The organism is uncultured Phycicoccus sp. (genome assembly GCF_947495705.1).
Classification (GTDB): Bacteria; Actinomycetota; Actinomycetes; order Actinomycetales; family Dermatophilaceae; genus Phycicoccus.
In genome coordinates, this window is record NZ_CANLZR010000002.1 from 401,465 (window position 1) to 413,418 (window position 11,954).

The 11,954-nt window shown below is 73.1% G+C and carries 8 protein-coding genes and 1 tRNA gene; 3 read left to right on the top strand and 6 right to left on the bottom strand.

Features of this window, described 5'->3' with window-relative positions; genetic code table 11:
* Window positions 1-71: 71 nt before the first annotated feature.
* The 3 genes from Q0963_RS05145 to Q0963_RS05155 all read right to left on the bottom strand — a co-directional run bounded on the left by Q0963_RS05145 (window position 72) and on the right by Q0963_RS05155 (window position 5,541).
* Window positions 72-3,557, bottom strand: a complete 3,486-nt coding sequence (locus Q0963_RS05145; RefSeq protein ID WP_299443583.1) for an Ig-like domain-containing protein — start codon at window positions 3,555-3,557, stop codon at window positions 72-74.
* A 185-nt stretch (window positions 3,558-3,742) separates the two neighbouring features.
* The gene (locus tag Q0963_RS05150) at window positions 3,743-5,119 is read right to left on the bottom strand and encodes a cystathionine beta-synthase (protein WP_299443586.1); all 1,377 of its coding nucleotides are present in this window, start codon (window positions 5,117-5,119) and stop codon (window positions 3,743-3,745) included.
* A gap of 35 nt (window positions 5,120-5,154) precedes the next feature.
* The gene (locus Q0963_RS05155) at window positions 5,155-5,541 is read right to left on the bottom strand and encodes a thioesterase family protein (protein WP_299443589.1); all 387 of its coding nucleotides are present in this window, start codon (window positions 5,539-5,541) and stop codon (window positions 5,155-5,157) included.
* A gap of 98 nt (window positions 5,542-5,639) precedes the next feature.
* Between Q0963_RS05155 and Q0963_RS05160 the strand changes: the two genes are divergently transcribed.
* Complete coding sequence (locus Q0963_RS05160; RefSeq protein ID WP_299443591.1) at window positions 5,640-6,749, top strand: SGNH/GDSL hydrolase family protein; 1,110 nt, start codon at window positions 5,640-5,642, stop codon at window positions 6,747-6,749.
* 133 nt (window positions 6,750-6,882) lie between these two features.
* Window positions 6,883-8,106, top strand: coding sequence for an acetyl-CoA C-acetyltransferase (locus Q0963_RS05165; RefSeq protein WP_299443594.1), 1,224 nt, complete (start codon window positions 6,883-6,885; stop codon window positions 8,104-8,106).
* Between the two features lie 12 nt (window positions 8,107-8,118).
* On the opposite strand, the gene Q0963_RS05170 is transcribed toward Q0963_RS05165, so the two are convergent.
* From Q0963_RS05170 to Q0963_RS05180, 3 genes are all read right to left on the bottom strand, one after another.
* Window positions 8,119-8,481: a hypothetical protein gene (locus tag Q0963_RS05170; RefSeq protein WP_299443597.1), complete on the bottom strand. Its 363-nt coding sequence runs from the start codon at window positions 8,479-8,481 to the stop codon at window positions 8,119-8,121.
* Complete coding sequence (locus Q0963_RS05175; RefSeq protein ID WP_299443600.1) at window positions 8,478-9,308, bottom strand: Bax inhibitor-1/YccA family protein; 831 nt, start codon at window positions 9,306-9,308, stop codon at window positions 8,478-8,480. The genes Q0963_RS05170 and Q0963_RS05175 overlap by 4 nt, the downstream gene beginning before the upstream one ends.
* Window positions 9,309-9,405: 97 nt before the next feature.
* Window positions 9,406-11,547 (bottom strand): PAS domain S-box protein, encoded by a 2,142-nt coding sequence (locus Q0963_RS05180; RefSeq protein WP_299443603.1) that lies wholly within the window; start codon window positions 11,545-11,547, stop codon window positions 9,406-9,408.
* 200 nt (window positions 11,548-11,747) lie between these two features.
* Between Q0963_RS05180 and Q0963_RS05185 the strand changes: the two genes are divergently transcribed.
* Window positions 11,748-11,822 (top strand) — tRNA-Leu (locus tag Q0963_RS05185).
* Window positions 11,823-11,954: the final 132 nt, after the last annotated feature.

Below are 11,954 nucleotides of genomic sequence, written 5' to 3' on the forward strand. Positions count from 1 at the left end.
AGCCTCCCCCGCCGCCTCCGCCGGGTCAACTCCGTGTGGCTGTGAGACTGCTCGCAGCCCCCGCGCAACCGCTACTGGGTGTAGATGAGCGCGGAGGGGTGGGCGCTGTCGAGCGGCAGCCACACGTCCTTGTGGTTGAAGCCCAGGCGGACTTTGACCGTGCGCCCGGCCGCCACCGTGCGGTTGGCGCTGCCGACCGTCACGGTGCGCTGCTCCCAGGTGGTCGTGGTGCTCCAGTTGTCGACGTGCACCCCGACGGTCGAGGCGATGAGTGAGCACGCACCACCACCCCCGTCGCAGTCGTAGACCCAGGCCGCGTAGTCGAGGTCCTGGTCGGCGTTGTTCTCCAGCGAGGTCCAGAGGCTCATCGTGATCGGACCGTTCATCGTGAGCCCGCCACCCGGCACCGGGTACGACCACTCCTGGTACTTCAGCGGGTCCGACTCGTCGGGCTTCAGCCCGCCCGACTTGATCGTGAGGCCGGGGTTGCCGTCGGAGTCGTAGTCGCCGATGCCGCCCGCCGGCGGTGTCGTGGTGAGCGAGCCCACCGCGAACGTGCCGACCGGCTGGAGGAACAAGTTGACGGTCGAGCCTGGCAGCAGGGTCACCGTGATGGTCATGGTTCCGGTGGCGGTGCCGCCGTTGCCGTCCGAGACGGTGTACGTGACCACCTCCGTCGTCGGGAGGACCCCGGTGTACGTGAACGACCCGTCGGGGTTGATGACGATCAGGAGGCTGTCGTCCCCGGTCACCGTCAGGGTGTCGCCGTCGACGTCGCTGTCGTTGGCCAGCACACCGTCGGCCGCCGTCGTCGTGAGCGTCTGCACGGTCGTGATGGCGTAGGCGTCCGGACCCGTCACCGGCGCGTCGTTGACCGGGGTCACCGTCACGGTCGCCACCCCCGTGTCGGTCCCGCCGTTGCCGTCGGAGATGGCGTAGCCCAGGCTCTCGGTACCGTTCCAGTCCTCGTCCGGGGTGTAGGTCCACACGCCGGGTGACTGCTCGGTGAGCGTGCCGTTGACGGCGCTCGTGACCGCGGTGATGCTGACGGTGTCGCCGTCGACGTCGCCGTCGTTGCCGAGCAGGTCGAGCGGCGCGTCGATCGAGTCCTCGGGCAGCGAGATGGTGTCGGCGACGGCCACCGGGTCGTCGTTCACCGCGGTGATCGTGATGGTGACCGCGGCGGACGCGGTCTCCCCGTTGCCGTCGGACATCGTGTACGACAGGGTCTCGACGCCGTTCCAGTCCGGGTCCGGCGTGTACGTCCACGCACCGGCCACCTGCCGGACCGCGCCGTGCGCCGGTGCAGACACCGAGGTGGCGGTGAGCGCGTCCCCGTCGATGTCGGTGTCGTTGGCCACCAGCGGCAGCGGGACGTCGACCGAGTCCTCCGGGGCCGTGACCGCGTCGTCGTTCGCGACGGGCGGGTCGTTGACCGGCGTCACGGTGATCCGCACCGTCGACGAGTCCGTCCCACCGTGGAGGTCCGACACGGTGTAGCTCAGGGTCTCGACCCCGGTGAAGTCGGGCTGCGGTCGGTACGTGAAGACGCCGCTGGTCGGCTGTGCGATCGTCCCGTGCGCCGCCCCGGTCACGGCGGTGACCTGCAACGAGTCGTTCTCGACGTCGGTGTCGTTGGTGAGCAGGTTGGCCAGGGTGATCGTGCCCGAGTCCTCGGCCATCGAGGCGGTGTCGGGGTGCGCCACGGGGGCGTCGTTGACCGGCGACACCGTCACGGACACGGTCGCGCTGCTCGTGCCACCGTGGCCGTCGGAGACGGTGTAGCTGAGCGTCTCGGGCCCGTTGTAGTCGAGGTCGGGGGTGTAGAGGAAGTCACCGGCTCGCTGCGTCACGGTGCCGTTGCCCGCGCCGGTGACCGAGACGACGGTCAGGGCGTCCCCGTCGACGTCGGTGTCGTTGCCGAGCAGCCGGAGCGGGGCGTCGGGGGTGTCCTCGTCGATCACCTGGGCGTCGTTCCTGGCCGTCGGCGGGTCGTTGACCGGGACGACGTCGACGGTGACCCGCGCGGTGCTCAGCCGCCCGGCGACGTTGCGCACGGTGTACGAGAACTCCTGGGTGCCGTGGACGTCCGGGTCGGGCGTGAAGAGGACCCTGTTGCCCACGACGGTCGACGCGCCGTGCGCCGGGGTGCTGACGCCGGCGATCGTCGACAGCCCGTCGAGGGTGTCGTTGGCCAGCACGTCGTAGACGCGGGCGGTGTCCTCGAGGGTCGACTCGACGTCGTCGACGAGGGCGAACCGGCCGGGCGGCGGCGTCGGCAGGGGCACCGGCGGCAGCGCGGCCGGGTCGGGCGGCAGCGGTGCAGGCGTCCGCGGGGACACGGTGGGGCCCGACGTCGTGGGCGCCGGGGTCGGCGTCGCAGTGGCCGTCGGTGACGGCGTCGGTGTCGCTCGTGGCGCGGGCGCGGTCGCCGTCACCGCAGGCTTCGGCTGCGCGGTCGTCGTCGGCTCCGCGTGTGCGACGCCGGGCGCGAGGTTCAGCCCGACGATCGTCGCGGCTGCCCCGACCGCGCCGGCGCCGGCACCCATGACCTGCCCCAGGATCGGGCCGGGACGGACCATCAAGATCTGGGCCAGCCACGCCAGCGGGCCGCTCGAGCGGCGCACGCCGCCGAGGGAGATGTTGAGGAAGGCCCGCACGATCTCCGGGTCGAAATGGGTCCCGGCGCAGGCGGTGAGCTCCTGGCGCGCCGCCAGCGCGGTCATCGGGCGCTTGTACGGACGGGCCGCCGTCATGACCTCGTAGCTGTCGGCCACCGCGACGATGCGGGCGCCGTAGCTGATCTCGTCGCCGGCGAGCGCATGCGGGTAGCCACTCCCGTCGAACTTCTCGTGGTGCTGCTCGATCGCCAGCCACCACGGGCCCAGCCACTCCCGCAGCGGCTCGCAGATCTCGGCGCCGTGGTGCGGGTGGCTGTGGAGCAGCTCCCACTCCTCCTCGGTCGGCCGGGCGGGCTTGTTGAGCACCTCGTGGGGGACCTTGAGCTTGCCGATGTCGTGGACGAGGGCGGCCCACATGAGCTTGCCCTTGTCCTCGTTGTTGAGCTTGAGCTCGTCGGCGAGCATCGTGACGAAGAGCTGGGTGCGCTCGGAGTGGCCGCGGGTCCGGGCGTCGTAGTCGCCGAGCGCGCCGACGAGGGCCAGGATCGTCTCGGCGGCCTCCTGGCGGTCCGATGCCATCCCGGCCTTGGCCAGCTCGGCGGCGATGGCCCGGCTGCCCGCCACCTTGCGGGCGACCTTGACGCGGGAGGGCGCCCGGTCGGGGAAGAGGATGGACAGCCGCATCAGGGTCGCCAGCGGCAGGACCTTGCGGGTCACCCGGTCCGCGGCGTACACCGCCAGGGTCGAGGACACGAGCACCGCGCTCCACCACAGCACGAGGCCGGGCGTGGACTCAGGGGCCGGCATCAACGCACCGACGACGATGCCGACGATGATCGAGACGACGAGGGGGAGCCCGAAGGCGAGTGCCCGGAGGGCGGCGGCACGGACCGGATGCGGCTGCCACTGACGGTCCTTGTCCTGCGAGCGACCCACGCCCCAACCCTTCTTGCGCACGAGGAGCGCCGCACACCCCGGTGACAACGCCGCCTCACCGTCGCAGAAGACGGCGTGCGGGATCAGGCGAACCCGCCCGCTACCAGCCGAACGGCTGGGGGGTGATCCACCGACCGGTCGCCCGACCCGCCGTCACGTGCCGTCGTGGGTCGCGCCCGGGTCGGTCAGTCGGCGAGGAAGGAGAGGAGGTCGGCCCGAGTGAGGACCCCGATGGGGTTGCCGTCCTCGATGACGAGCACGGCATCGGAGGTCTCGAGCTCGTGGCGTGCGGTGGCGACCGGCTCCCCGGCGCCGACGAGCGGCAGCCCGGCCTCCATGTGGTGCTCGACGGGGTCGGCCAGGTGCGCCTTGCCCGTGAAGAGCGCCTCGAGCAGCGCCCGTTCGGACACCGCCCCGGCCACCTCGCCCGACACGACCGGGGGCTCGGCCTTGACGACCGGCATCTGCGACACCCCGTACTCGCGCAGGATCTCGATGGCGTCGCGCAGCGTCTCGTTCGGGTGGGTGTGCACCAGGGCGGGGAGGTCGCCGGCCTTGGCGTGCAGGACGTCGCCGACGGTCCGTTCGCCCTCGATGTGGACGAACCCGTAGGACGCCATCCAGTCGTCGTTGAAGATCTTCGACAGGTACCCACGCCCGGAGTCCGGCAGCAGGACGACGACGACCGCGTCGTCGGGCAGGTCCTTGGCGACGCGCAGGGCCGCGACGACCGCCATCCCGCACGAGCCGCCGACGAGCAGGCCCTCCTCGCGGGCGAGGCGGCGGGTCATCTCGAACGAGTCGGCGTCGGACACCGCGACGACGTCGTCGACCTGGGCGGGGTCGTAGGCGGCCGGCCAGAAGTCCTCGCCGACGCCCTCGACGAGGTAGGGGCGTCCGCTGCCACCGCTGTACACCGAGCCCTCGGGGTCTGCGGCGACGATACGAACCCGCCCGGACGCGCGGTCGGCGCTGACCTCACGGAGGTACCGGCCGGCCCCGCTGATCGTCCCACCGGTGCCGGCGCCGGTGACGAAGTGGGTGACCCGGCCCTCGGTGTCGCGCCAGATCTCGGGCCCGGTCGACTCGTAGTGCGAGAGCGGGCCGTTGGGGTTGGAGTACTGGTCGGGCTTCCATGCCTTGGGGGTCTCGCGCATGAGCCGGTCCGAGACCGAGTAGTACGAGTCCGGGTGGTCCGGCGAGACCGCCGTCGGGCAGACGACGACCTCGGCGCCATAGGCGCGCAGCACGTTGCGCTTGTCCTCGGACACCTTGTCGGGGCACACGAAGATGCACGTGTAGCCCTTGCGCTGGGCGATGAGCGCCAGCCCGACCCCGGTGTTGCCCGAGGTCGGCTCGACGATGACCCCGCCCGGCTGGAGCTCGCCGGACTTCTCGGCGGCCTCGACCATCTTCAGCGCGATCCGGTCCTTCACCGACCCGCCCGGGTTGAGGTACTCCACCTTGGCGAGGACCGTGGCCCCGATGCCGTCGGTCACGGAGTTCAGCTTGACGAGGGGGGTGTCCCCGACGAGGTCTGCGATGTGCTCGGCGTACTTCACGCCGTGCATCCTCGCACGCCCGGCCGGGAGGGCCGTCAGCCCCGACGCAGCCGGGCCGCGAACCGGGCCTCGTCGACGACGACGCGCTCGATCCTCCCCCGGCCGACGCTCGACGCGTGCGCCGTGCGTGCCTCGACCTCGAAGACGACCCTCGCCCCGTCGACGGCGACGACCTCGGCCCGTACGTGCACGACCTCCCCGACCGCGCTCGGCGCGGTGTGCTCGAGCTCGACCCGCACCCCGACGCTGGTCTCCCCCACCCCCAGCGCCCCGTCGAGCGCCGTGACGGTCGCGGCCTCCGCCCACGCGAGCAGCCGCGGGGTCGCCAGGACCGCGACGCTGCCGGACCCGAGTGCGACGGCGGTGTCGGACGGGCCGACCTCGCACGACAGCTCCGCCCGACGGCCCTGGCTGACGTCCATCCGGCCACCGTAGACCGGGCGGCTCGGGGTTCGTGTCCACAGCGGCCCTCCCCGCGTTACCGTGGGAGGCCCGAGCAGTGGCAGGAGGACGCCGGAGCATGGGACGGGCACGACGCGCGCGCAGGATCGCCGCCACCGCCGCCTACGGCGGTGGGGGTCTTGCCGCGGCCGGGGCCGCGCTCGGTGCCCTCGGCTACGGCGTCATCAAGGCCGAGGCGGCTCTCGCCCGGCGCGTCATCGGCCGCCCCTTCGACGACTCCCCCGACGACACCGGGCAGTACGGGGCGGGTGGCGGCACCCCCTACGAGATCGTCGTCCTCGGAGACTCCTCCGCGGCGGGCCTCGGAGCCGACCATGCGCACCAGACCGTCGGGGCGATCGTGTCCCACGGCGTCGCGGCCCTCACCGGCCGACCCGTCCGGCTCACCAACCGCGCGGTCGTGGGCGCCGAGTCCAGCGACCTCGAACGTCAGCTGGCCAACGCCCTCGAGGAGGTGCTCCACCCGGACGTCGTCCTCGTCCTCGTCGGCGCCAACGACGTGACCCACCGGATCGACCGGTTCGCGGCGGTGCGCCACCTCGAGCAGACGGTGCGCCGGGTCCGCGCGCTCGGCGGCGAGGTCGTCGTCGGCACCTGCCCCGACCTCGGGACGATCCGGCCCATCCACCAGCCGCTCCGCGCGTTGCTGAAGCGGTGGTCCCGCGACCTCGCGGCAGCCCAGACCGTGGCCGTCGTCGAGGCCGGGGGCCGCACCGTCTCGCTCGGGGACCTCCTGGGTCCGGAGTTCACCGAGCGGCCGCACGAGCTCTTCAGCATCGACCGGTTCCACCCCTCCCCGGCCGGGTACGCCCGGGTGGGTGCGGCCCTGCTGCCCACCGTGTGCGCGGCGCTCGGCGTCTGGGGTGCCGACACCGTCGACCGGGCCCCCGAGCCGCGACGTGGCGAGGGCGTCGGCCCGGTCGCCGTCGCCGCCGGCCAGGCCGTCCTCGAGCCCGGCACCGAGGTGTCGCCCACGGAGGTGGCCGGCGAGGCCCGTGGCCCCCGAGGGCGGTGGGCCGTGCTCCTGCGGCGCCGGCACGACACCGTTCCCGCCCCCGACCCGTCCGAGCCGATCACGGAGGCAGGGACCCCCGGCGAGGACGATGCGGCCGAGGCTCCGAGCGCGAGCGAGGGCGCCGCGCCATCCGCACCCGACGCGCGGACCTGACCCCTGCCGGCGAGACCGAGGCCACACGACACGGCGACGCTCGAGCGCTTACCCTGGACCCGATAGTGAGCGAGCGCTTAGTGGTGGCACCGACCGCCGTCCGCACGCCGCCACCCGATCGAGGAGGATCCCCGTGACCGAGGCCGTCATCGTCGCCACCGCCCGCACCCCCATCGGCCGGGCCTTCAAGGGGTCCCTCACCGAGATGCGCCCCGACGACCTCTCGGTCCAGGTGGTCCGCGGGCTCCTCGACCAGCTGCCCGCCCTGGACCCCACGACCGTCGACGACCTGTACTGGGGCTGCGCCGACCCGAGCGGGAAGGCCGGGAACAACATGGCCCGGGTCATCGCCGTGCTGGCCGGCCTCGACGGGCTGCCCGCCGCCACCATCAACCGCTTCTGCGCGAGCTCGACCCAGACGATGCGGATGGCCTTCCACGCGATCAAGGCCGGCGAGGGCGACGTCTTCGTCGTCGGCGGCGTCGAGTCGGTGTCGACCAACGCCGCGTTCCGGGGAGCCGGCGAGTCCGACCCCGACGCCCTCAACCCCGTCTTCGCCGAGGCGATGGAACGCTCGGTGGCGATGGCCGCCTCGAACGCGCGCTGGTCCGACCCCCGCGAGCAGGGGTCCCTCCCCGACGTCTACCTCGCGATGGGGCAGACCGCCGAGAACGTGGCGACGCTGCGCGGCGTCTCGCGCGCGCGCCAGGACGAGTGGGGCGTCACGAGCCAGAACCGCGCCGAGAAGGCCATCGCCGACGGGTTCTTCGAGCGGGAGATCCTGCCCGTCACCCTCGCCGACGGCACCGTGGTCTCGCGCGACGACGGTCCGCGGCCGGGTGTGACCCTGGAGTCCGTGGGGGCGTTGAAGCCCGTCTTCCGCGAGGACGGGACGGTGACGGCGGGCAACTGCTGCCCGCTCAACGACGGCGCCTCGGGCGTCGTCGTCATGAGCGACCACCGCGCGAAGGAGCTGGGCCTCACCCCGATCGCGCGGATCGTCTCGACCGGGGTGTCCGGGCTCTCGCCCGAGATCATGGGCCTCGGTCCGGTCGAGGCGTCCCGTCAGGCGCTGGCCCGGGCCGGGATGACCATCGCGGACATGGACCTGTACGAGATCAACGAGGCCTTCGCGGCGCAGGTGCTGCCCAGCGCCGACGACCTCGGGATGGACCTCGACCGGCTCAACGTCAACGGCGGCGCCATCGCCCTGGGGCACCCCTTCGGGTCCACCGGCACCCGGATCATGACGACCCTGCTCAACGGGCTGGAGGCCCGCGACGGCACCTTCGGCCTGGAGACGATGTGCGTCGGCGGCGGGCAGGGCATGGCGATCGTCGTCGAGCGCCTCGCCTGACGGCGGCGCCGCTCAGGGAAGGGTCCTGCGCGCCTCGGCGAGCAGGTCGACGATGCCGTCACCCAGGCCGGCCGCGTAGGCGTCCCACACGACGACGGCCAGCTGGTCGGGGAGCACGGCCGGGCCGAGGTCGCCCACGGCCGCCTCGGGCGCGGTCCGCCGCGCGACGGCCTCGACGACGCCCCGGACCGCGGGCGCAGCGGCTGCGGCCTTCTCGAGCGTCAGCTCGGACCAGCGGCGCCGGATCCGGTCGACCTCGAGCGTCGCCTCGGGCGGGACGGAGTCGACGACGCCCCCGGGGCCGTCGCCCCGGACGGACGGCGGCGCCGGGCCGGCCTCAGCCGACCCGGCGCCGCCGGTCAGTGGTTCGGTCACTCCGAGCGGAGCCTCGCGATGAGGCGGAGGAACTCGATGTAGAGCCACACCAGCGTCACGATGAGCCCGTGGGCCAGCAGCCACGAGTACTTCTGCGGTGCGCCGGTGCGGATGGCGGCGTCGATGGAGTCGAAGTCGAGCGCCAGCGACAGCGAGGCGAGGCCGACGGCGAAGATCGAGATGCCGATGCCGAGGGCCCCGGTGCCGCCGAAGCCGAACGGCGTACTCGTGATCATGGCGTAGCCGAAGTTGACCATCGCGAAGATGGCGTAGCCGAAGATGGCCATCGTCATGATCCGGCGGAACTTGCTCGTGACCTTGATCAGGCCGGTCTTGTACGCGATGAACATGCCCGCGAACGTCGCGAGCGTCGCGAGGACGGCCTGCGCGACGATGCCCGGGTACATCGTGTTGAAGAACTGGCTGACCGCACCGACGAACAGGCCCTCGACGACGGCGTAGGCCACGATGAGGGGCACGCTGAGCGTCTTCTTGAAGGCGATGACGAGGCCGAGGACGAGGGTGGCGATCATGCCGCCCATCCACACCATGAAGCCGATGCCGGGGTTGACCGACGCGATGGTCCAGCCGACCGCGCCCAGCACGAGGACGAGGGCGAAGAGCCCGAGGGTCTTCATGATGACGTCGTCCATCGTGACGACCCGGTCGGTGCCCGGGCGCAGTGCCGAGGGAGCGTTGTAGAGGTCCTGGAGCTGCTGGGTCGTCATCTGGTCGGTGGCGGCGTGCGTGGCGCCCGCCGCCCCGGACCCGGGCCCGCCGCTGCGGGCATCCTTCTCGATCCGGTTGAAGGCCGGGTTGCTGGCCATCGATCCTCCGTGATGGTCGTGGTGGTCAACGTCGTCACCAGCGTAGACGCTCGGAGGGGTCGCTGAGTTCCCGCTGAGAGCGGTGGGTGACCGAGGGTCAGCGGCTCTCGTCCGCCCGGGTCGTGGGCGCGGTGGTGGCGGACAGCCTGGCGACCTGCCGGGCGAGCGCGGCAGACCGTCGCTCCGCCCGCTCCCGTTCGACGACGCGGCCCAGCTGCGCGCCGAGCTGCCGCATCACGAGGTCGGCCTCGGCGTCGAACGCACGCGCCTCGGTGCTGAAGAACTCCAGGACGCCCACCGGCTCGCTGCCGATGAGGATCGGTGCGCTGCTGCCGGACTCGAGGCCGGCCCGCCGGGCCGCCGGGGACCGCGCCTCGGCCACCGAGCCCGGGAGGTCGGCCACCCACATCGAGCGGCCCTTCGCCATGACCGCGGCCGGCAGCGGCAGGTCGGCGGGGGCCTGGGCATCGGTGGCGGCGATGAACTCCGCGTACCGCTCGCGCGGGAGGTCCGGCCCCACGTGCCAGGCCCGGTGCCGCAGCTCGCCCGAGGCGTCGTCGACGAGGTAGACGTGGGCCAGCTGCCACCCCCCGTGCTCGCACACCGCGACGAGGGCGGTGTCGAGCGCGTCACCCACCGACGTCGCGGAGTTCGCCGCCGTGGCGATGCCGCCGACGACCGCCAGGGTGCGCGCCCGGCGCTCGAGCGCGAGCTCGGCCGTGCGACGGTCGGTGATGTCCTGCATGACCAGGCCCAGCCCCCGCAGCCTGCCCTCCTCGTCGTGCAGCGCCGTGAGCAGCGTGGAGGCCCAGAACAGCTGCCCGTCCTGGCGCCGGCACCAGCACTCCTCGCGCGCCGATCCCTCCGTGAGGGCCCGCTGGAGCAGCCGCGCCGGTCGCGTCGCGTCGGCCCCCTCGTCGGAGAAGAAGACGGACAGGTCGGTCCCGAGGATCTCGTTCTCCGCGTACCCGATGATGCGGGCCGCGCCCTGGTTCCAGGAGGCCACCCGGCCCTCGGGGTCGAGGTTGACGATGGCGTAGTCCCGCACCTGGTCGACGAGGCGCTCGAGGCTCGCCTCCCGCTCGCGGACCTCGGCCTGGAGCCGCCGGGTCTCGGTGACGTCCCGGAAGCTCCACACGCTCCCGACGGGCTGGCCGTCGATGCGCTGCGGGCGCGAGGACCGCTCGAGCACACGCCCGTCGAGGGTCCGCAGCTCGCCGACGCTCGTCCGCTCGGGATGCTCGGCGATCCGCCGCAGGGTCTCGAACACCCCGGCGGGGTCCTCGACCTGGTCGAGCATCCGGTCGACGACGGCCCGGCCGTCACCGCTGTGCAGGACGGCCGGGTCGATGCGCCACATCTCGGCGAACCGGGTGTTGTGCGCCACGACCCGGTTCACCCGGTCGACCACACAGATCCCGTCCCCGGTCGACTCCAGCGTGGCGGCCAGCTGGGCGTACATGAGGTCGGCCCGCTCGCGTTCCGCGATCCGGGTCACGGCCAGCTCGACGAGGGCCGCGGCCCAGCCGGGCACCTCCCGGTCGGACGACGGCGGGACGACGCCGGGCGCGAAGTGGCAGGTGACCCGGCCCGCCACGGCGCCGTCGGGGGTCCGCGCCTCGGCCGTCACCGTCGCACCGTCGAGCGGCACGGCGGCCACATCGGTGCGCAGGGCGACGAGCGGGTCGCCGTCTGCTACCTCCACGACGCAGGCCACGGCCGACGTGGCCGTCAGCGCCGCTCCGGGCAGCTCTGCGAGGACCTCGGGCAGCGGGGTCCTGCCGGTCAGGCGCCCGACGACGACGGCCTGCGCGGCGAGCATCTGTTCCGCCCGGCGCTGGCTCGAGACGTCGACGAGGTAGCCGTCCATGACCGCGTGCCCCTCGGGGGTGTTGCTCACGACGGCGTCGTCGAGGAGCCACACCACCCGCCCGTCCGGGCGGATCACCCGGTAGTCCGCGCGCGCCCGGGAGTCGGGCTCGAGCCGGATCTCGCTGCCCATCAGCGTGTCCCGGTCGTCGGGATGGATGAGCGTGTGCCACAGGCCGCGGTCGGCGATCAGCGCCTCCGGCGGGACCCCGAGAATCTCCTGGATGGCCGGGCTCACGTGCAGCCATTCGCCCGTCGGGCCGGGCTCGGCGACGTACACCGCGATCCCCAGGCGGTGGGTCGACGGCGAGAGGACGGAGGCCAGCGGCCTGCGCGCCCAGTCGTCGAAGGGTCCGTCTGTTCCGTACACGGCCAACCTGTCCTCGTGGGCCCCGGCCCTCGGAACGATAGCGGCGGCGGGGTGGGCGGCACCGGGAATCGCGCCGAACCACCGCGGCGGCCCGGCACAGTTCGGACCATCGGCCCCGTGCGGGCGGCCGTTCGGTCGGCGCGAGGGCGCCGTTCGGACGCCCCCTGCCTCGCTCACCAGGTGCGCGCTACCGTGGGCGCGCCCCCGTGGCCCAACCGGCAGAGGCAGGCGACTTAAAATCGCCACAGGTGCGGGTTCGACTCCCGTCGGGGGCGCGCCAGCGCACCCGGAGGGAGTCGGGAGGCGCCCGAACGACGTGAGGTGGCCGGGTCCCGTCGGGGGCGCGCCAGCGCACCCGGAGGGAGTCGGGAGGCGCCCGAACGACGTGAGGTGGCCGGGTCCCGTCG

Bases quoted from the DNA above. Each gene is read 5' to 3' on its own strand.
- Q0963_RS05155 (WP_299443589.1), bottom strand. From the start codon at position 5,541: ATGGACGTCAGCCAGGGCCGTCGGGCGGAGCTGTCGTGCGAGGTCGGC.
- Q0963_RS05160 (WP_299443591.1), top strand. From the start codon at position 5,640: ATGGGACGGGCACGACGCGCGCGCAGGATCGCCGCCACCGCCGCCTAC.
- Q0963_RS05175 (WP_299443600.1), bottom strand. From the start codon at position 9,308: ATGGCCAGCAACCCGGCCTTCAACCGGATCGAGAAGGATGCCCGCAGC.